Below are 20146 nucleotides of genomic sequence, written 5' to 3' on the forward strand. Positions count from 1 at the left end.
GGTGTTTACCGGCCCCGGTTATGAGTCCGCTCATAAAGCTGGCGAACAATTGTGCTCGCAGTCTTCTCGAACAAAAATGGCAAAATTGCATGAATGAGTGCAGCGAATGCTGCACAAAAAAGCTTGAATGAAAAACGACCAGCAAAGGCCATATGCTGAAAATAGGTTTCGTCGACTGACTCTGGATGTTCAGTAAAGAGGCGTGTGATGCGAGTGGTCATTGGAAATACTCCCGTCGATGAGCAATTTGTTCCCGTTTATCCAGCGCAATCGCGCCTTTCTGGAAAATCATTTTAGCAAAAGCGGGCGAGATGAAATCTCAATTTATCCTTGATAATTGACATTATATGAGACAATCATCCCAATATGAAACTCACTTTAGACGAAATTGATCGAAAAATCTTGAATGAACTGCAAATTGACGGCACTTTGTCCGTTGATTCTCTCTCCGAGCGCGTACACCTTTCCCGCAATGCCTGCTGGCGACGGGTCAAGCGCATGGAAGATAATGGAATCATCAAAGCGCGCGTTGCTTTGATTGATGCTGAAATGGCTGGTTGCGGCCTGTCCGTCTTCATTCTGGTGCGCACATCGAGCCACGACCCTGACTGGCTGGGAAAGTTTCGCTCAGCGATGGGCCGCTTTCCAGAGATTGTTGGCGTTTACCGCATGACTGGCGATCTTGACTATGTGCTCAAAGCACGCGTTTCCGACGTGAAAGCTTATGACCGACTCTATCAGCGATTGATTGCAAGCGTGCCCTTATCGGATGTATCAGCGTCTTTCGTCATGGAGGAGATCAAGGAAACCACTGCCGTGCCATTAGAGCGCGATTAATTCGCCACTTAAGGGTAACTCATGGTGTAAAAGCATGATCCTGTGCCGCAGTATCATTGCAAAACTCAAAATAGGCGGTACACCTTTGATGTGTTTTCACGTATGAGCGTCGCCAATTTAACTTCACGTAGGAAAGGCCCCCTCATGACAGCACCAACGCTCGGCATTATTCGCCTTGAACATGCGGAAGGCCTTGAACTCCCCGCTTATGAAACATCCGGCTCCGCTGGTATGGATCTTCGTGCAGCCGTTGCCGAAGACCGTCAGATCGTTCTTCTCCCAGGTCGTCGCACTCTGGTACCAACCGGCCTTATCTTTGAAATCCCGGACGGCTATGAAGTGCAGATCCGCCCGCGTTCGGGCTTGGCTTTCAAGAACGGTATTACATGCCTCAACACGCCGGGAACAATCGATTCTGATTATCGCGGCGAAGTGAAAGTGTTGCTCATTAATCTTGGCGATGAAGATTTCCGCATCGAACGCGGCATGCGTATCGCGCAGGCTGTCTTCGCTCCGGTCGTCCAGCCAAAGATCGAAGAGCGTTCGCAGGTAAGTCAGACAGCACGCGGCGCTGGCGGTTTTGGTTCAACAGGGACAGCCTGATTAAGCAAGATCAGAAAATTCAGACAGCCGGGTTCGCCCGGCTTTTCTTCTGTGCTCATACATTTCAACAATCACATTTAAACCATAAAACAACCGCTTAAGCGTCCTCACACTAGGACTATTGGGCGCATGACAAATAATTAAGATGAATTCCTGACTGCGCAGGCATAGATATCCGCCTAACACTATTTTTAAAATTGATTTCTCAGGGGTTACCGGGTGCTTAAATCCACTCATTCACTTGCCACAGCTCGAAAAAAGACTGCCACACGCAAACGCAATCGTTTGTGGATCGGTTTGGCTGTTGCGGCCATTGCCTTGGGAGCAGGCTGGTATTTCCTCAGTGGCAAAGAAACAGGCAGCCAAAAAAGCACCTATCTCGCTGAGACTGTCGAGCGCGGAAATATCGAAAACTCGATTACTGCGGTTGGAACATTGAGCGCGCTACGCAGCGTCAATGTTGGTGCTCAGGTATCAGGCCAGCTCAAAAGCGTCAAAGTTGACATTGGCGACACTGTAAAACAGGGTGACCTTCTGGCCGAGATAGACCCCTCGCCTTTTGAAAAAAAGATGGAAATCGCCAGCGCACAACTCGATAATCTCAAAGCGCAACTTGTGAGCAAACAAGCACAGCTCACGCTCAAAAAAGCCAATGCTGCACGCCAGCGCTCTCTGCTTGCAAGCCGAAACGCATCGCAATCAACAATTGATCAGGCCGATGCCGAACTAGCCGTGGCCGATGCCGATGTAAAAGCACTCAGTGCACAGATTCGTCAGCAGGAAGCCCAGCTATCCAGTGCCAAAGTAGATCTCGGATATACCACGATATATAGCCCGATTTCTGGCACAGTCGTCGACCAGACTTCTAAAGAAGGCGAAACACTGAACGCAGTGCAAAGTGCGCCCACAATTGTAACTGTAGCCGACCTTACGGTGATGACCGTAGAAGCACAAGTATCAGAAGCCGACATCAGCAAGTTAAAGCCAGGGATGCCAGTTTATTTCACCCTGCTTGGCCAGCCTGAAAAGCGCTTTACAGGTAAACTCCGTCAAATCAAACCGACACCCGAAACTGACAATAATGTTGTTCTTTATTACGCGCTGTTCGACGTTCCTAACCCGACTGGCGAACTTATGATCAATATGAGCGCGCAGGTTTATTTCGTTCTCGACAAAGCCGAGAATGTACTCGTTGTTCCAACGGCTGCACTAAATACAAAGAATAACAAAGAGAGTAAGCCGGAGGTCACGGTACAAGTCGTAGACAAAAATGGCGGCACAACGGAACGCGCCGTTGAAATTGGCGTGCGAAATCGTGTGCAGGCAGAAATCAAAAGCGGTCTTGAGGAAGGAGACAAGGTCGTCGTTACGTCAGCATCAGGAACTACGAGTTCCAGCCAGCGTGGTCGCAGACCTGGCGGTATGTTCTTCTGATGGAGCGCGCCATGACCGATACTCCGCTCATAAGATTACAGGATATTCGCAAGACCTATCACAATGGCGATCTGGCGGTTGAAGTTCTGCACGGGATAACGCTTGACATTCATGCCGGTGAGTTTGTTGCCATCAAGGGTGCATCCGGCTCCGGCAAATCAACACTGATGAATATTCTGGGCTGTCTCGACAGTCCAAGCGGCGGTGCATATCTGCTTGATGGCGAGGATGTCTCGACATTGGATGCCGATGAGCTGGCAGGTCTGCGCCGGCGCACATTCGGCTTCGTGTTTCAGAGCTATAATCTCATTGCAACCTCCACCGCGCTTGAGAATGTCGAGGTTCCTGCTATCTATGCTGGCATGCCAGCTGCTGAGCGTCACGAACGCGCGGCAGCACTTCTCGATACACTCAAACTCGGTGACCGTCTGGACCACCGCCCCAACCAGCTTTCCGGCGGACAGCAGCAGCGTGTTTCCATAGCGCGCGCATTGATGAATGGTGGCCGCATCATCCTAGCGGACGAACCGACCGGTGCGCTCGATAGCCAGAGCGGCGAAGATGTCATGGCGCTTTTGCGCTCGATGCACGAGCAAGGTCACACAATCATCGTCATCACTCACGCTCGCGAAGTCGCGGAACGTGCCGACCGGCTGATCGAAATTCGCGATGGCCAGATTCTGTCCGATACAACCAAGCATGAAATCCCGGACACCGAAGCACCCAAAAACCTCCAGCAGATCACGCAAAGCGATGCAGCGCATATCGCCGACATTTCCGAAGCGGTCAAAATGGCAATGCGCGCGCTACGCGCTAATATCTTCCGCACCGTTTTGACGTTGCTCGGCATCATCATCGGCGTGAGTTCCGTTGTGACAATGCTCGCAATCGGCACCGGCGCACAAAATTCGATTCTTGATCGCATCAACGCGATGGGCACCGATTTGGTGCTGATCCGTCCATCCATGCCCGGATTCCGCGGATCAGGTTCCATAGCAACGCTCGTCCCTGAAGATGCCGATGCAATCCTGCAGCTGCCAAATGTGAAAACCGCCGTGCCCGAAGTCACGGGCAGCGTTACTTTGAGACGCGGTAATGTGGATTATCAGTCGCAAGCCAATGGCACGGTCGCCGCTTTTTCAGAAGCCAAATCATGGAAGGTAGCCACCGGCGATTTTATTACCCAACACGACATGGAATCCTATGCGCCCGTTGCAGTGCTGGGTTCGACCGTGGTCAAAACTCTGTTCCCGGACGGCTCGAACCCAATTGGTCAATATATCTTGATCAAGAAAATACCATTTCAGGTGATCGGAACGCTGGAATCCAAGGGCGCAGGCTTCGGTGGCTCCGATCAGGATGACGTGGTGGTGGTTCCGCTCTCGACGGGAAACCTACGGCTCTTCGGCCAAAAATATGTCCGAACCATCACCGTTCAGGTGAAAGATGCCGACCTGATCGATACGACGCAAGATCAGATTCAGGAACTTCTAGATCAACGTCACAAGCAGCGTGACACGATGATAACCAACATGTCGTCTATTCGAGACGATGCGGCTGCTATGGGATCGACCCTCACGCTGTTTTTGGGATCCGTAGCCGCAATCTCGCTTCTGGTCGGTGGCATCGGTGTGATGAACATCATGCTGGTCAGCGTCACCGAGCGCACGCGTGAGATCGGCGTTCGTATGGCAACGGGTGCAAGACGGCGGGACATCCTCCTCCAATTCATTACCGAAGCGCTTAGCGTATCTGCAATCGGCGGCGCATTTGGCGTGATACTTGGTGTGGGAGCAGCGACGCTGATATCCTTCGCAGGTGTGGCGGTGGCCTTCAGCGTCGGCCCTGTGCTGCTTGCATTTACTTGCGCATTCGCAACGGGCCTCGTGTTTGGGTTTCTACCGGCCCGCAAAGCTTCACGTCTCTTACCAGCAGTAGCGCTCTCAGCGGAATAGATATTCCTAATAAGCACCCAGTAAGTATCTAAAAATAAATAGGAATTTTAAACTAGGTGAAAATATATAGCCTCACTAATTGTCACACACGACAATTAGTGAGGGAATTTATAGTGAAGTTAGCCACAATAGTATCGACAGCTTCAGCGGCAGTCCTCTACACAATTGCATGCCAGGCTGGCGAACCTTTGCGCTCATGCAACACAGACGAGCACATAGCTTATTGGGTTTATGCTAGCGCTTCAAAGAACTCAGATCCCGAAATCGCGGAAGCTGCAAGGCAACAGATGGACACCATTACTTCGCAATGCAGCATATTCAGCACCTCGGTTCTGCGTTCACAGCAGCGCGACCACGGTTATTAGACGCTATTCTTTCATTACATTTTCATACGGTTATGAGGAGAAAATTATAATGAAACTAATTACAATATTTTCAGCTGCAGCAGTTATTTGTTTATCAACATTCACAAGCCAAGCACATGACGGGCTTCCAGCATGCACACCGGAGTTAAAAGGTGAGTATTGGCGGAATTACGGTATGGCAAGCATACCAGGCCTGATCGGTACTGAAGCACTGAAAAGAGCGAACAAGATCGCGTCAATGTGCGACATCTACGGTTAAAAATATAAAGTCATTTAAAGCAACCCTAATGGTATTAGGGTTGCTTCGTTACACAAGCAATCATTGCTTTATTTACTTAAACTGAATCGGTACCGTAATCGGCATGCGCGGTTTGGCAATTGCAGCAGGCGGTGCTGGCACCGGTGATGAATTGCGCGTGGCTTGCACCGCCAGTTCATCAACCGTGGGATTGCCCGATGAGCTGGCCAATCGAACGGACAGAATATTGCCCGATGGATCCACCACAAACGCAACCTGTGCCGTACCCTTTACACCTCTTCCAGCCTGACGCTGCAAAGAACGTGTGCGACGGAGCAAATGCGCATAAAGCTTGGACTGCCATTTGTTGGAACTAACACCGGCAGAGGCATTGTTATCCCCACGGCGATTGGCAACAGGCTTTGCGCCTGAATCCACATCCATGCGCGGGGCGCTTGCTTCGCGGGTTCCAGCAGCCTTCTCAGCCTTTTTGGGCTTTGGCTTTTCAACCTTCTTTACCGGCTTGGGCTTTTCAACCTTCGGCTTCTCAACCTGTGGTTTTTCGACCTTCGGCTCAGGCTTCTCAACAAGCAGCGGCACAGCGACTTCAGGCTTCGGAGCTTCAACCACATCCGGAATGACGTCTTCCGGTTCCTCAACAGGTTCTGGCTCAGGCTCCGGTTCGGGTTCCTTGATCTCTTCTGGGACTGGTTCCGGCTCAACCTGCTCTTCAGGCGCCACGGCAGTTTCCTGCTGGGGTGCTTCTGATGCTACCTCTTCCATCGGCGCTTCAGGCTCAAGCGCAATCTCAACAACCATGGCTGCAACTTGCGCACCATCCGGCTGATCATCGTCCTGGCTCATACTGATAGCGTAAGCACCGGCAGCATGAACCGTCAGAACAATTACGCCCGCACCGATCCACCGCCCCGCATCACGCCAAAAGGAGTAATGATGGCTATCAGTTGATGCCACATTCTTGATAGGAGGATGTTCGGGCGGCAGCCTGTTCATCACTGAGCTCCCTGTATAGCAGGTGCGGCGTCAGACGCAGGAGCTGGAGCGACACCATCGGTGGTTCCAACGGTTTCAAGCCCAACAAGCGCAATCTTCAGATAACCCGCTTCCCGCAACAGGTTCATCACACGCATCAATTCGCCATAGCCAACAGTTTTATCCGCACGCAGAAATACGCGTGCGTCCTTGTTATTTTCAGACACACCATCAAGCTTTGCGCCAAGGGCTTCCCGCACAACCGTGTCGTTACCCACACTGACAGTAAGATCGTCCTTGAGCGTCACATAAATCGGCTTATCGGGGCGTGGTGCAGGCGTTGCAGTCGACGCAGGAAGATCAACATTGATATCAACCGTCGCCAATGGGGCCGCGACCATGAAGATGATCAGCAGAACCAGCATGACGTCGATGAACGGCGTCACATTGATTTCGTGATTAAGCTCCAGATCGTCACCGCCGCCTTCGCGAATTTTGCCAGCCATTTTGCTTACTCCGCAGCGTGCAACTTGCCTTCAGAAACACCAGCGGTCCTGAAGTCGAAATCACGGCTAACAAGGCGCTCAACGCCAGCACTCGCATCAGCGAGCAGTGAGCGGTAGCCAGTGATAGAGCGTGCGAATACGTTATAGATAACAACCGCCGGAATAGCTGCGACAAGACCAATAGCCGTTGCCAGCAGCGCCTCAGCAATACCGGGAGCAACAACCGCAAGGTTGGTCGTCTGCGCCTGACTGATACCGATGAAGGAATTCATAATACCCCAAACGGTGCCGAACAAGCCAACGAACGGTGCAACAGAACCGATCGTTGCCAGAATGCCGGTGCCTTTTGAAAGACGGCGTCCGGCTTTTGCTTCGATGCGTGACAAACGCGAGGACACGCGTTCTTTCAGACCATCGCCACCCGCGCGCGACAATGCCGGTCCCGATAGGCGAACTTCATCTTCTGCTGCACGCACAAGAATTGAAGCTGGACCTTTCACACCATCAAGCGAACGGACCGCTTCAGCAAGCGTCGCAGAATGGCCAATAACTTTGAGTGCACGCTTGGCGCGACTGCGTGCACCAGCAAGTTCGAGCGACTTGGCAACCCATATGGTCCACGTCGCAAGCGAAGCTACCGCAAGGCCGATCATGACCGACTTCACCACCCAGTCAGCCGCCATGAACATGCCCCAAGGAGAAAGATCATGTGGCAACACGAAAGCTGGAGTCGCTGCTTCAGCCGATGTTACAGGCTGGGCCACTTCAGGTAACGTCTGTTGTACCGCGGCTGGTTCACCTGCTGGCGCACCAACGGGCGGCGTTTCCGCTGCTGGCTGTTCAGCTGGAGCAGCGGGTGCGGGGGGGGTCGGCGCCTGACTTGTAACCGCCGGGCTGTTCGTCGAAGGCTCAACTGTACTTTGCGCAGCGGCAGAACCTGCAAATGCCAGCAGCCCAATGCCCATCGCCGCAGCCGTGAAGCTCTTTCGCCAGAAACCAGTCATTTTGATCGCCTTTTGATTGTTCAGGTTCAAGCGCATATGACAGATCATCCATGCAGACCATCCCGGCGCCTGATCGGCCTTTTCTTAACTCTCATTAACATGATGATGCAAGTCATGTTTCATCAAATACGGCATTTTCCCTATTTTTTGGGCATTTAGAAAAAGCAACTGCGTAGAAATAGCTATTGCGTAAGCAGTTCAAATCAGACCTGATACGGCAATAACAGACAAACCGATATTTCAACTGAAATGCACGGATTTGCAAAAGGCTTGTGGAGGGCACATCAATGATGTTCAAAGACATTCAAACGCTCGAAAACGCAGCACGCACTGCAATGGCTGGCAATGATGACCCGTTGCCTGTACCTCAACCGCTTTTGAAACCATCGCATTATGGACTGGCTGCAATCGTGTTGATCGGAACTGCCTACCTGCTTTTCGCCTAAAGCATGTCGCGGAAACGTGGGAACCGGTTTTCCGATACCGGCATGCGTAAGAACGGGGACTCAGCGCGAGCGCCGTGAATACGAATAAGTGCGACACGCTCTGAGAACACAGCTTTAAGACAACGGTCATCACCGGCGCATTTACCATGCCAGACGGTTCATGACACATTGTGTTGCCGATATACTGGTTTGCATGCAACCATTGGGCCTCAATAAACGTTATACTGGTCGAACTTTAAAATCCAAGATCAGTGATCGAACAGGAGGCCTGCCATGGCGCGCGGAACAACTAGCACGCGGAAGATCGAAGAAAAAATCGAAGACGCACTGACGGATTCGACAACGGACGACCTTCAGGCGCAGGTCGAGCAACTTAAGGAAGATATTGCTGCAATTGCGGCCACGCTTACCAATCTCGGCTCGCAAACAGTACGCGATGCAAAGCGCACCGCAAAAGAGACCTACAAGAGCGCCTATATTCAGAGCGAAGACGTTGTTGGTGACTTGAAAAACAAGGCACAAGACGTTGAAGTACAACTGACAGAAACAGTGCGTGCACGACCCATCGCTTCGCTCGCGACTGCAGTTGGCGTGGGCTATCTCCTCGCCCTTCTCTCACGTCGCTAAATTTTGTCATGCTGAAGCTATTAGCACCAGTCGTGGCAACGCTCGCCGGTGATGAGATTAAACTCCTCACCGGGCGAGCAAAAAGAGCAGCCATTTTCGGGACGGCGATTGCAATCTTCGGTCTGATTGCAGTGGTATTTCTGTGTGTCGCAGCTTTTCTGGCTCTCGCCGAGAATTATGGTGGTCCAATTGCAGCCCTCATTCTTGCTGGGCTTTCGCTTATTATTGCTCTGCTTATTTTGGCTGTCTTGAAAATTCAGGCCGCAGCAGAGGAGAAAAGACGCAAACAACGCATTGAAGCTGATAAGTCCGCTTTGGTGGCTACCGCTGCAATCGCAACGGTTCCTTCTATTCTAAAACGTCCTATACTGGCTGTCGCTTTGCCGCTGGCAGGCATTGCGCTTGTGAGCCTACTCTCAGACAAGAAAAAGCGTTGAAAAATAAAAGCTCCCGCAAATTTCAGCGGGAGCTTTTTCATTGTGATGTTTCACTGTTTGTTTCTTTTTCATGCTCTTTAAGCCCCGACAGCCGTACAATAACGCGTGTTCCTGTCCCCCCTTCACAAGAGGAGTAAACAGGCTTCTCACCGAACTGCATACAAAGCTGCTCAACAACCAGCGTACCCAAGCCGGCTTGGTCTTTGGTGCTGAGCGCCTCGTCGTGCTGCAAGCCAATCCCGTTGTCTTCAACAATCAAAACCAGCACACCAGTTTCATCGTCATGTTTAAAGCTGACGGAAATTGTGCCTTCCTGCTGGCCTTTGAAGGCGTGCTTAATTGCGTTCGTGATCAGCTCACCAAGAATAATGCCAATCGTCGTAACGTCACGCGCTTTCAGATCAAGCGGGGCCAGATCTGTCTGAAAGCTAATCTTGCGATCCTCGCCAATTGCATGGCGGATATCCTCGATCACCGTTTCCAGAAATTCATCAACGCGAGTCGATTCCATATCTTCGCCCAAGCGCAGCCGACGATGCGCCGTTGAAACCGTCTGAACACGATCGCGCGCAGCAGAAAGCGCAGCACGCGCTTCCGTGCTTCTCGTTTGACGCAGTTGAAGCCCCAGCAAGGAAGAAACTGTTGCGAGTGAGTTGCCAATACGATGGTTGGAATCCTGTAACAATATTTCCACGCGCTTGCGTTCGCGTTCCGCAATAGAGCGCTCGCGTTCCAATTCCGCTGTACGCTCCCTAACCCGCTCTTCAAGCAATTCATTTTGAGATAGCAGGACCGATTGTCCTTCAAACAGAGCGCGAACGACTCTTTGGACACGTGAAAACAGCAAAAATGCCAGAATGGCGCCAGAAATAAGCGCCACTACGGAGGCCGCCGTCATCCAATAGCGCATAGCGTCAATATGCTTATTGCGTTCAGCCAGTTCCTGTTCTTCTGTCGTGATGAATTGCGATACGGTTTCGGTAAGCTGATCCATGAGGACCTTGCCCTCATCACTACGCACCTTCTTGATCGCTTCCTGAACATTTCCAGCCTTGGCGAGATCAATTGTTTGACGCACATCGTCATGTGCATGCTCAACCAGCGCTTTTATGATTCTGATTCGACCGTCCTGCTGCGGATTGTCTTTTGTCAAAACGCCGAGATCGGCTAGGGTCTGATCAATATTGACGATGGAGCGCTGATAAAGATCGAGATAGGCATCATCCAGAGTCAACAAATAGCCCCGGCGGCTCATTTCGATATTATAAGCAATACGCATGACTTTTCCGACCTGCTCACGCAGTTCGAAATTTTTAGAGATATCGACAATCTGATTGTTTACACCCGCTGACAAAAACAACGTGATCAAAGCGGACAACAGCACGAGGCTCAACGACACGATAACGGCTATCGGTCGTATGGATGGTTTTAACAGGCCGCTGGAAAATGATGATGGCAAAGGTCAGTCCACGATCGAAATAATACGCTTAGTTTAGAATCTTCAAACCAGCGTCGAAAACCACTACAGTTTTCTGACGCTGGTTTGATAAGCAAACACGAGCGAAACATTTTATTCAAGTAGCCCTGCCTAGTGATTAGGCGAAGCTTCTTAACGTAGCGCGGGAAGAACTGGCATCCGGGCCGTAATCCGCTTCTCCATCGATTTGCAATATTTCCTGCAAACGTGTGCGGGCGCGACTAACGCGACTCTTGATTGTACCGACAGCACAACCGCAAATCTCCGCCGCCTCTTCATAAGCAAAACCAGACGCACCAATCAGGATAATTGCTTCACGCTGGTCATCAGGAAGCTGCTCAAGTGCCGCCTTAAAATCCTGCAGATCAAGCGTCCCATATTGCGAGGGATGAACAGCAAGTTGCTCGCTGAATACGCCATCCGTATCTTGCACTTCGCGACCGCGTTTGCGCATCTGTGTATAAAATTCATTTCTTAGAATCGTAAAAAGCCAGGCCTTGATATTGGTGCCCAACTCGAACGATTCCTGTTTGGCCCAGGCTTTCATAATAGTATCTTGTACAAGATCATCGGCTCGGTCGTGCTGCCCGATCAATGAAACTGCAAATGCGCGCAGACTGGGCAAAGACGCGAGAAGCTCGCGCTTGAACTGCGCCATCTCCTCAGCCGACGGAACCAGTGCTGTGCTCACGCGTACTCTCCTGTTCAGCCTGATCGAGTTTTTCCAACAAATCGAGAAAACGATCTGGAATGCTCTCGTCTTGTATCGAGCTATAAAGCGCTTTTAATTTAAGACCGACCTCGCAGTTCGGACCTAAAATGTCCTTCTGGACGCGCCCGTTGAGCCGGATACCGGCCCCGTTCGCATGAAGGTGTTTCTTTTCAGTCATCTCTTATTCAATCCAGGCACATCGCCATTTATCAATTACCCAGCTGCTACTTCGATGGTTTAATGCATCAACATCCATTAAGTTCCACAAATAACGTTCATTGCGTGGAACTTTTTCCACTGAGTGTAGTTTTAAATACCATAATGCCGCGCTCTCTAACATTAACCCCATGGCTTCAGCGCCGTCAGGTTGATGTGAAAAGAATGAAAACTGCGGCAACGAGGAGTTATATAATCATGACGTTATCGACGCGTATCGCGCCGCATCTTCCCTATCTCCGCCGCTTTTCACGCGCGCTTACAGGCACTCAGGTTTCTGGTGATGCGTATGTTGCCGCAACGCTGGAAGCTTTGATCGCAGATATAAGCATCTTCCCGCCGTGTTCTACAGACCGGATTGCGCTCTATCGCTTGTTCTGCAATCTTTATAAAACTGCATCCGTACAGGTACCCGAGCCTTCGTCCCAATTCGCTTGGGAAAAGCAGGCAGCACGCAATTTGTCCGTGATCGCACCATTGCCACGTCAGGCGTTTCTCTTGGTTGCAGTTGAAGGTTTTAATGATCGGGAAGCCGCTGAAATTCTGGAATTGAACGAAAAAGAATTCAGTTCCATCCTCGCTTCCGCCTCGACTGAAATATCAAAGCAAGTCGCAACGCGCATCATGATCATCGAAGATGAGCCATTAATCGCGATGGACATTGAGCAAATGGTTGAGAGCCTTGGTCATGAGGTTGTCGGTATTGCGCGCACGAAAGACGAAGCAGTCGCGCTTTACAACAAACAAAGACCAAGAATGGTGCTTGCCGATATTCAGCTTGCTGATGGCAGTTCCGGCATCGATGCCGTCAACGAAATTCTAACCGACGGCACCATCCCGGTGATTTTCATCACAGCGTTCCCAGAACGCCTCTTGACCGGAGAGCGTCCAGAGCCGACTTTCCTTGTGACAAAGCCATTTAACCCAGACATGGTAAAGGCGTTAATCAGTCAGGCTTTGTTTTTTGAAGAATCTGCCGAAGCAGCGGCTTAAAGAACAATTGTAGTCCGTAAGCTTATCCCTCTGCGAAGAATAGCCTTCACAGGGGGAACTTGCTTTAAACAAAAGTCATCCGCTAAAAAGTGTGATTTTTTTGAGGTCTGGACCTTCAAATTGTCTATTTCGAGGAACCAAAAGCATAGATGGGACGTTTCTCTTTCAATGAAAACAGAGGAGACCCAAAATGCTTTATTACGCTCTTGTATTTCTCGTCGTAGCTCTCGTTGCAGGCGCTCTCGGATTTGGTGGTATCGCCGGTGCATCAGCCGGGATTGCGCAAATACTTTTCTTCGTATTTCTGGCGCTGCTGGTTATTTCCCTTATCGCCTCGGTGGTTCGCAAGGCTTGACCATCAAGGGCGAGCGGCTAATTAATCCGGCTCGGCTTTCGAAAACTTCACGCCGTCTCGCACTATTCGATGACGGCGTGAATAGTGAACTTAAAGATCATACTCTTTCGTTTAAATCTTCTTCGTGTATTTGCATTTCTCGATTTCTTGATGAAAACAACATAAATCAAAAATCGATATTTTTATCATTCCTTCAATCATTTGTACTCGATAACGGGCGGCAGTTGAGGCCTTCATGACAACACCTAACTCTTCCCGCAAAAATATCGAGACAGATGCATCCCGTCTTCGCGCCCTTCTGGGCGCTGTGAGAAACAACAATATCTGCGTTCTCTATCAATCGCCTGATCTGCTTTACATATGGGGTGAAAATATCCCTCCATACTGGCAGGAAAAGTGGAAAGCCGGCGGGCGGGATTGTGATTTCATTTTCTCAACGTCAATGTCTCGTCTGGAACATGCAAAGCGTGCCGCCTTAGAAACTGGCACCGCGCAAAATGTCGAACTGGCGATCAACGATGGCGATAAGTTACGCTGGATCGAATTCCATATCGATTGCGACCGTGATTCGGATGGCAACGTACTCGGTCTCGTAACGACAGCGCTTGAAATCAGCGAGCTGAAACGTCGCGAGCAGGTCTTAAAAACGCTGCTACGCGAAGTCAGCCACCGCTCAAAAAACTTACTGGCCATCGTTCAAAGCATTGCAAGTCAAACGGCGCGCTTCACTGATAGCGTTGACGACTTCCTGCTAAAATTTCGCGGACGCATTCAGTCTCTCTCTTACTCGCAAGATCTCGTCACCGATTCCAATTGGCATGGTGCGCTCTTCCTCGATCTCGTGCATTCACAGATCGAAAAATACATCGATGTTACGGATGAACGCCTGACCATCGAGGGTGATGATCCTTATCTCTTCCCCGGCGCGGCGCTGCACGTTGGCCTGGCACTGCATGAATTAATTATCAACGCAACGTCTTTCGGTGGCCTGTCTATTCCTTATGGCCGCGTCGTCATATCGGCTAAGGTTCAGCGCAGCGATCAGGGCGACGAAGAGCTGATCTTGCATTGGGAAGAGACCAATCCGTCCATGCCTGAGATCAAACATGATCCCCGCTTTGGCAGTGCAGTTCTCCAGCGCATCGTACCCTCATCCGTCGGCGGGCGAGCCGAGTATCGTGTTGATGGCAACGGCGCTGTTTACACGCTGACCGTGCCCGCTGAGCAGTTCGATTCCTGACCATTTTTTCTCGGCTAAATGATCCAGCAAAAGAAAAGCCGTTGCGATCTTCTGTCACAACGGCTTTTCTTTAGAAAATGCGGAACGCCAGCTGCTTAACGGGGGCTTCTGCGCGGCATTCTCGCTGTTCACTTCATACGGGGAGGTCGAAGCAAACGGTGAGGGTCGCTTGCGGGGCGGGTTGCGACCTTCATATCAAAAAACGCCGGTCGCGATGATTGGTTCCATTAGGATTTTATTTTTTTGCAATAAAGTTCGAGACGATGATGCACAATCTCATAGCCAAGTTGGCGTGCGATCTCTTCCTGCAGCTTTTCGATTTTATCCGAACGAAACTCAACGACGTCGCCTGAGTCCATGTCAATGATATGGTCATGATGTGCGCCACTTGCTTGCTCAAAGCGCGATGGCCCACCCGCAAATGCATGACGGTGAATAGCACCCAACTCTTCAAGCAATTTCATCGTGCGATAGACGGTTGACAGCGAAATGCCGCTATCAATTACCACCGCCCGCCTGAAAATCTCCAGTGCATCTGGATGATCTTCAGTCTCGGTCAAAATGTTCAGGATAATCCTGCGAGGCCGCGTAATACGAACGCCTGCCTGCCTCAGTTCCTGCTCATAATCGGGCTTCTTGTGCGATTCACTCATAGATTGATTATGCACGCACGGTGTTCCAGTTGCAAATTTTTGCAACTGGATTGATCAACATCTCCCCAAGCCTTTTATTAAAATGTGCACCTGGGGAGGTCGTGGTTCATCAGAACCCGTTAAAAGAGTGACACAGCCTCTCATCCAGCGATTTATTCTGCCGCCTGGAAAACAAACGGCTTCACCTCCACAAAGGCATCAGAAGCCTCCCCGACAAGCACACGGCTCATATCCACACCAAGATCGAGTTTCAGCACCTTTGCTCCTTCAGAGAAATCAAGCTTCTTAAGATCGACCCAGAAAACATTTGGCGATGTCGCCGATTCTGCGTGAAATGTCAGACTCTTGTGGTCTGCCACAACGCGCCATCTTGTAGTCGAGAGATTGGGCGCATCAGGCAGACTAACTCCATAAGGCACTGAAGCATTGCGGATAACACTAAAAACTGCAGACGCAGCGATCCTCGGATCTTCAGTTTGCGTCACGGCATTGACATAGAACCCTGCGCGCACGAAACGATCCTCTGAGCGGCCACTGCCCGGAAGAAAGTTCAACAAATTGAGGGCGCTCCAATATTTCTGATTGGCAAGCTGGAAATCAAATGGCGGATCATTCGTAACCACCTGATACGAACGATCATGATGGATTTTAAGCTCGCCATCAATCCATTCCAACACCGCACTATCGCCGGAAGAATCGGACAGTGTCAGATGGAGCGGTGCGAGACTGCCCGGACGACCGGGCACTTCACCGCTCACAACATCAAATGGCTGGCTGCGGGTGTATTCTACAGCCTCAGCAACAGTCGCGAACTGATCCAGATAAAATTGTGCCCATATTGCCAGTGACATGCGAGGCGTTGCATCATCATCTTTTGGGAACTGGGTGGCGTTCAACCACAGCAGGCTTGCATTGAGGCCAGCCTCATTCATGCCGTCAACAGTAGAAATATCATAGCCCGACACAGCGAGGCTTCCATATTTCGACGTCCATTCCTTCGAGCGGGAACCGGCTTCACCATTGCGCTTCATCCCCCGCGGGAAGACCCAGAAATTGCTGACCATAGGATCCTTAAAATCCATATTTCGGCCCGTGAGCACGCGCCCTTGCTCTCCATGATAAACAATCCGGGTACAGGCCTGAACTTCAGCCGTCATTAACGCAGTTGCTGCGGTCAGCGCCGCAAGTACATGTGTGAAGCGGGACATCATGGACACCTATTCGTCAATTAATGAGATATTTCTATCGGCGGAATTGGGATAGCAAAACAACATGAAAACTATGTTTTCACCGCCACTTTATTTGCGCGCCCAATCCGGATCAATGCCATTTGTACCGATGACGCCATAATAGCCACCTGTGTTGATAAACCACACAGTAAAGGCCGCACACAACACCAGGAAGATACTTATGCCGATCAACAGGCCCTTTTTTCGCGCCGTACACCTCAAAGTGAGATAAACGCCAGCACTGAGTAAAGCAGATCCGATATAAGCCGCTATCATTCCATGCTTTCTCAGTTCAATCAGGAATGTCTAAACCTTTTCGAGGGCGCCATAAAGGACCCGTCGAAAGTAAGTCACCTTAGATATTATCCACAAAATTGGAATTGAAATAAGCGACTTCTGATATCAACATAGCGCTTTAATATTGAAATGTGAGGATATTAACATGCGTAGAGTTGTTATATTGGCAACGATAATTGGAACCTTTAGCATTTCTTCTGTACAGTTCGCAGCAGCCGAAAATGCAGTCAAAACAAAACCACAAAACAACATAGCATGCGTTACCAGTGGGCGGAATGCACTTGATTGCGCTGTATACTGCACTGCAATTTTTGCTATCTGGAATATATGTTTCTAATAAAATGGTTGTTGACGACAAATAATGAGAACCGCACATTTGCGGGGCCTGAACTATCTGGACAGCTATTAAACACAGAAAGCTTGAATTTGATATCGCATGAAAAAGGTAATTCTGTTTCTAACTTTTTTATCCAGTATAATAAGTGTAACCAATATTAGCCTAGCAGCAATCGGAGACGAATTGCCGTTTAATGACGATTGTGAGTATCATTATTGGGATGGGCAGCAGGTTAAATGTTGCCCGGACTTAACGGGTCGCTGGCACTGCAATTAAGCTGCCTCCAAAGGAGCCATCAATTCACTGGTACGCCCAAGGGGAATCGAACCCCTGTTTGCGCCGTGAGAGGGCGCCGTCCTGACCGCTAGACGATGGGCGCAAGCAGTATTTGCTAATATAAGACCCGCAGCACGCAATGAAAAGGGCGGCAAATCTGCCGCCCGCATCCAAAACTATTCGACGTTACCGAGCTTGATACGCCCAAGAATGCGCGATTCACGGTAATCATAAATGATGAGTTCCGTGCCACCATCGGGCAAAAGTGTTTCAAGCGAAAGCTGATCGCCAGACAGGCTCTGCGACAAAAGACGCGTGCCCGGTGTCAAATCGATCTGCGACTCGATCAGCTTCGGCGGTTCCGGCTTAATCGGCGTCGCCACCTGTCCCGGAATGTCTGAACGCGCAACTTCTGTCTCGGAAGTATCCGGTGCGCGATTGATCTTGTAGACAACGGCGACAAGCACAGCCATAAGACCAATCAACATAACACCGATGGAAACTGCAAGCAGCCGCACCATCTTACGACGGACTTTCTCCATCGCTGGATCAAGCGGGGGTTCCGGTTGTTGTTGGTCCGGGTAATAGCCCTGCTGATAGTCCTGATATCCAGAATCCTGATGATTCTGATATTTCGGATAGTGTGGATCCTGCATTAAATGACTCCGGTTCATGCTCCCGCGTGGGCGCGTGATAACGAAGGGAAGAGACAATTGAAAGAACTAATTGCCGACCTAGACGCTGCGGGTAAAAGATTAGACCAGTGGCTGGCCGCAGCATTGGGGCCGGAACTCTCCCGCAGTCGCGTCCAGTCCCTGATTGCTGATGGTCATGTGACCATCGATGATGTTCCCGCCAGTGGCGCGAAGCAAAAGCTGCGCGAAGGCATGAAGATTACCGTCGTGCTGCCAGAGCCTGAACCTGCCGACCCACAAGGCGAGAACATCCCACTGGATATTCTCTATGAAGACGATGATCTCATCGTCATCAACAAGCCTGCTGGCCTGGTTGTCCATCCGGGCAACGGCAACTGGACGGGAACGCTGGTGAATGCTCTTATCTATCATTGTGGCGATAGCTTGTCAGGCATCGGCGGCGTGCGTCGTCCGGGCATTGTTCATCGTCTGGATAAAGACACCAGCGGCGTCATGGTTGTGGCCAAGAACGACCATTCCCATCGCCACTTGAGCGACCAGTTCGCCGATCATGGACGCACCGGCGATCTCGAACGCGCCTACAAAGCACTTGTTTGGGGTATGACCGAACGTCCACAAGGTTATATCGACGCCTATCTTGGCCGCTCGCACCGTGATCGCACCAAGCAAGCCGTTGTCAAAGAAGACCGCGAAGACGCACGCCACGCCATCACGCATTATTCGACCATCGAGAAATTCGCACCGCAAGAAGACGCCACATCACTTGCGTCTCTGGTCGAATGCCGCCTTGAAACAGGTCGCACCCATCAGATTCGCGTTCACATGGCCCATATCGGTCATCCGCTTGTCGGGGACATGGATTATGGCGGCGCTTATAAGACCAAGGCCAACAAGCTGCCAGAGCCATTGAAAAATGCCGTGAACAGTTTTCAGCGTCAGGCGCTTCACGCCTGGCTTCTGGCATTCACGCATCCAACGACCGACGAAATCATGCGCTTTGAGGCCGATCTGCCGGAAGATATGGAGACGCTTCTGGAAAATTTCCGCAAGCACTCTACATAACGCTGTAAGTTCTCACAGTTTCAGAACGCCAGATTAAGTCTGTAAAGATTATGCCTTGAGGGCGAAAACGGGGTCTCAAAACAAGGCTTCAACCAAAATGGTGGTGGCCTCTCAGGAATGACAAGTGTTCACATTCTAGTGACACATTGTTTCATGAGGTTAGAGATCGTGTTTTCGCCAAAATCATGCCTATATATGTAAGTTCGCGAGGGAAGTGCAGGAGGCAGCCAGCGCGACAGGTTTGCCAGACGGGAACCTGAAACTATAAAGGAGGGTGCTTAATGGCCCGTACTAGTCTTCCAAGCATTACATCCGGTGACGGTGGCCTAACCCGTTATATGGAAGAAATCCGCCGTTTTCCAATGCTTCAGCCGCAGGAAGAATATATGCTGGCGAAGCGTTATCATGAACATAGCGATCCGAAAGCCGCACATAAGCTGGTGACCAGCCATCTCCGCCTCGTAGCAAAGATTGCCATGGGTTATCGCGGCTATGGCTTGCCAATTGGTGAAGTTATCTCCGAAGGCAATGTCGGCTTGATGCAGGCGGTCAAGCGCTTTGAACCAGAACGCGGCTTCCGCCTTGCCACATATGCAATGTGGTGGATCAAAGCTTCAATCCAGGAATATATCCTGCGCTCGTGGAGCCTTGTGAAGATGGGCACCACGGCCAATCAGAAACGCCTGTTCTTCAATCTCCGCAAGATGAAGAGCAAAATTCAGGCGCTTGATGATGGCGACCTCAACCCAGATCAGGTCAAACAGATCGCGACCAAGTTGAAGGTGAGCGAAGACGAAGTGGTTTCCATGAACCGCCGTCTGTCCGGTGATGCTTCGCTGAATGCACCACTGCGTGCAGCCGAAGGTGAATCAGGCGAATGGCAGGACTGGCTTGTCGATGACAGCAGCAGTCAGGAACAGGTTCTGATTGAACAGGATGAGCTGGAAAGCCGCCGCTCGCTGCTCGAACAGGCAATGGATTCGCTCAATGAACGCGAACGCCGTATCTTCGAAGCGCGCCGCCTCTCGGAAGACCCGATGACACTGGAAGATCTTTCCGGTGAGTTTGGTATCAGCCGTGAACGTGTACGCCAGATTGAAGTCCGTGCCTTCGAAAAGGTACAGGCTGCAGTCAAGGCAGCAGCTTTCAAACAGCATAAGGCATTGCCCCATGTCGAGGAAGCCAACGCATAATCCTG

Annotated in this window: 24 protein-coding genes and 1 tRNA gene; 13 read left to right on the forward strand and 12 right to left on the reverse strand. The window is 50.7% G+C overall.

All coding sequences use genetic code 11. From position 1 onward, the window contains the following. Window positions 1–5 precede the first annotated feature (5 nt). Window positions 6–221 carry a DUF6356 family protein gene (locus U2P60_RS07325; protein ID WP_064321024.1) on the reverse strand — a complete coding sequence of 72 codons (216 nt, stop codon included), beginning with the start codon at window positions 219–221 and terminating at the stop codon, window positions 6–8. A 145-nt stretch (window positions 222–366) separates the two neighbouring features. Here U2P60_RS07325 and U2P60_RS07330 point away from each other — a divergent pair, with 145 nt between their 5' ends. The 5 genes from U2P60_RS07330 to U2P60_RS07350 all read left to right on the forward strand — a co-directional run bounded on the left by U2P60_RS07330 (window position 367) and on the right by U2P60_RS07350 (window position 5453). After that, window positions 367–837 carry an Lrp/AsnC family transcriptional regulator gene (locus U2P60_RS07330; protein WP_413572048.1) on the forward strand — a complete coding sequence of 157 codons (471 nt, stop codon included), beginning with the start codon at window positions 367–369 and terminating at the stop codon, window positions 835–837. Between the two features lie 144 nt (window positions 838–981). Then, window positions 982–1440 carry a dUTP diphosphatase gene (gene dut, locus U2P60_RS07335; protein WP_313827111.1) on the forward strand — a complete coding sequence of 153 codons (459 nt, stop codon included), beginning with the start codon at window positions 982–984 and terminating at the stop codon, window positions 1438–1440. A 219-nt stretch (window positions 1441–1659) separates the two neighbouring features. Further along, entirely contained in the window at window positions 1660–2874 is a 1215-nt protein-coding gene (locus U2P60_RS07340; RefSeq protein ID WP_413572049.1) for an efflux RND transporter periplasmic adaptor subunit, read from the forward strand. An 11-nt stretch (window positions 2875–2885) separates the two neighbouring features. Continuing rightward, complete coding sequence (locus tag U2P60_RS07345; protein WP_413572051.1) at window positions 2886–4829, forward strand: MacB family efflux pump subunit; 1944 nt, start codon at window positions 2886–2888, stop codon at window positions 4827–4829. A 414-nt stretch (window positions 4830–5243) separates the two neighbouring features. Continuing rightward, on the forward strand, window positions 5244–5453 hold the full coding sequence (locus U2P60_RS07350; RefSeq protein WP_413572052.1) for a hypothetical protein: 210 nt from the start codon (window positions 5244–5246) through the stop codon (window positions 5451–5453). Window positions 5454–5525: 72 nt separating this feature from the next. Here U2P60_RS07350 and U2P60_RS07355 read toward each other — a convergent pair whose 3' ends face one another. From U2P60_RS07355 to exbB, 3 genes are read right to left on the reverse strand one after another with little or no spacing between them, the layout of a single operon-like run. Next, window positions 5526–6446, reverse strand: a complete 921-nt coding sequence (locus tag U2P60_RS07355) for an energy transducer TonB (protein WP_413572053.1) — start codon at window positions 6444–6446, stop codon at window positions 5526–5528. Then, on the reverse strand, window positions 6446–6931 hold the full coding sequence (gene exbD / locus U2P60_RS07360; RefSeq protein WP_413572054.1) for a TonB system transport protein ExbD: 486 nt from the start codon (window positions 6929–6931) through the stop codon (window positions 6446–6448). Before exbD ends, U2P60_RS07355 begins: the two co-directional genes overlap by 1 nt. Before the next feature lie 5 nt (window positions 6932–6936). Next, window positions 6937–7935, reverse strand: coding sequence for a tonB-system energizer ExbB (exbB, locus tag U2P60_RS07365; RefSeq protein WP_413572056.1), 999 nt, complete (start codon window positions 7933–7935; stop codon window positions 6937–6939). Between the two features lie 287 nt (window positions 7936–8222). On the opposite strand from exbB, the gene U2P60_RS07370 reads away from it, so the two are divergent. The 3 genes from U2P60_RS07370 (at window position 8223) to U2P60_RS07380 (ending at window position 9445) form a co-directional block, all read left to right on the forward strand. Next, window positions 8223–8381 (forward strand): hypothetical protein, encoded by a 159-nt coding sequence (locus U2P60_RS07370; protein WP_413572057.1) that lies wholly within the window; start codon window positions 8223–8225, stop codon window positions 8379–8381. Window positions 8382–8654: 273 nt separating this feature from the next. Further along, the gene (locus tag U2P60_RS07375; protein ID WP_413572058.1) at window positions 8655–9008 is read left to right on the forward strand and encodes a DNA gyrase subunit B; all 354 of its coding nucleotides are present in this window, start codon (window positions 8655–8657) and stop codon (window positions 9006–9008) included. An 8-nt stretch (window positions 9009–9016) separates the two neighbouring features. Then, window positions 9017–9445 (forward strand): hypothetical protein, encoded by a 429-nt coding sequence (locus U2P60_RS07380; protein ID WP_313827121.1) that lies wholly within the window; start codon window positions 9017–9019, stop codon window positions 9443–9445. 37 nt (window positions 9446–9482) lie between these two features. Here the strand turns inward: U2P60_RS07380 and U2P60_RS07385 are convergent, their stop codons facing one another. The 3 genes from U2P60_RS07385 to U2P60_RS07395 form a co-directional block, all read right to left on the reverse strand. Beyond that, on the reverse strand, window positions 9483–10904 hold the full coding sequence (locus U2P60_RS07385; RefSeq protein ID WP_413572059.1) for a sensor histidine kinase: 1422 nt from the start codon (window positions 10902–10904) through the stop codon (window positions 9483–9485). 136 nt (window positions 10905–11040) lie between these two features. Next, the gene (locus U2P60_RS07390) at window positions 11041–11580 is read right to left on the reverse strand and encodes an RNA polymerase sigma factor (RefSeq protein WP_313828543.1); all 540 of its coding nucleotides are present in this window, start codon (window positions 11578–11580) and stop codon (window positions 11041–11043) included. 4 nt (window positions 11581–11584) lie between these two features. Beyond that, entirely contained in the window at window positions 11585–11812 is a 228-nt protein-coding gene (locus U2P60_RS07395; RefSeq protein WP_313827123.1) for a NepR family anti-sigma factor, read from the reverse strand. A 236-nt stretch (window positions 11813–12048) separates the two neighbouring features. On the opposite strand from U2P60_RS07395, the gene U2P60_RS07400 reads away from it, so the two are divergent. From U2P60_RS07400 to U2P60_RS07410, 3 genes are all read left to right on the forward strand, one after another. Continuing rightward, the gene (locus U2P60_RS07400) at window positions 12049–12843 is read left to right on the forward strand and encodes a response regulator (RefSeq protein WP_313827124.1); all 795 of its coding nucleotides are present in this window, start codon (window positions 12049–12051) and stop codon (window positions 12841–12843) included. Window positions 12844–13033: 190 nt separating this feature from the next. After that, window positions 13034–13198, forward strand: coding sequence for a DUF1328 domain-containing protein (locus tag U2P60_RS07405; RefSeq protein ID WP_187544061.1), 165 nt, complete (start codon window positions 13034–13036; stop codon window positions 13196–13198). Window positions 13199–13433: 235 nt separating this feature from the next. After that, window positions 13434–14438 carry a sensor histidine kinase gene (locus tag U2P60_RS07410; RefSeq protein WP_413572061.1) on the forward strand — a complete coding sequence of 335 codons (1005 nt, stop codon included), beginning with the start codon at window positions 13434–13436 and terminating at the stop codon, window positions 14436–14438. 227 nt (window positions 14439–14665) lie between these two features. Here the strand turns inward: U2P60_RS07410 and U2P60_RS07415 are convergent, their stop codons facing one another. The 5 genes from U2P60_RS07415 to U2P60_RS07435 form a co-directional block, all read right to left on the reverse strand. After that, the gene (locus tag U2P60_RS07415; protein ID WP_413572063.1) at window positions 14666–15091 is read right to left on the reverse strand and encodes a Fur family transcriptional regulator; all 426 of its coding nucleotides are present in this window, start codon (window positions 15089–15091) and stop codon (window positions 14666–14668) included. Window positions 15092–15243: 152 nt separating this feature from the next. Next, window positions 15244–16299 carry a linear amide C-N hydrolase gene (locus U2P60_RS07420; protein ID WP_413572064.1) on the reverse strand — a complete coding sequence of 352 codons (1056 nt, stop codon included), beginning with the start codon at window positions 16297–16299 and terminating at the stop codon, window positions 15244–15246. 90 nt (window positions 16300–16389) lie between these two features. Continuing rightward, window positions 16390–16596, reverse strand: a complete 207-nt coding sequence (locus U2P60_RS07425; protein WP_413572065.1) for a hypothetical protein — start codon at window positions 16594–16596, stop codon at window positions 16390–16392. Between the two features lie 662 nt (window positions 16597–17258). Continuing rightward, a tRNA-Glu gene (locus tag U2P60_RS07430) sits at window positions 17259–17333 on the reverse strand. Between the two features lie 73 nt (window positions 17334–17406). Then, complete coding sequence (locus tag U2P60_RS07435) at window positions 17407–17886, reverse strand: hypothetical protein (RefSeq protein ID WP_250041076.1); 480 nt, start codon at window positions 17884–17886, stop codon at window positions 17407–17409. A 3-nt stretch (window positions 17887–17889) separates the two neighbouring features. On the opposite strand from U2P60_RS07435, the gene U2P60_RS07440 reads away from it, so the two are divergent. Beyond that, window positions 17890–18948: an RluA family pseudouridine synthase gene (locus tag U2P60_RS07440; protein WP_313827129.1), complete on the forward strand. Its 1059-nt coding sequence runs from the start codon at window positions 17890–17892 to the stop codon at window positions 18946–18948. Window positions 18949–19229: 281 nt separating this feature from the next. Further along, window positions 19230–20141, forward strand: coding sequence for an RNA polymerase sigma factor RpoH (gene rpoH / locus U2P60_RS07445; protein ID WP_413572066.1), 912 nt, complete (start codon window positions 19230–19232; stop codon window positions 20139–20141). Window positions 20142–20146 lie beyond the last annotated feature (5 nt).

The sequence above is a fragment of the Brucella sp. H1_1004 genome (assembly GCF_047308065.1).
Taxonomy (GTDB): Bacteria; Pseudomonadota; Alphaproteobacteria; order Rhizobiales; family Rhizobiaceae; genus Brucella; species Brucella pseudogrignonensis_B.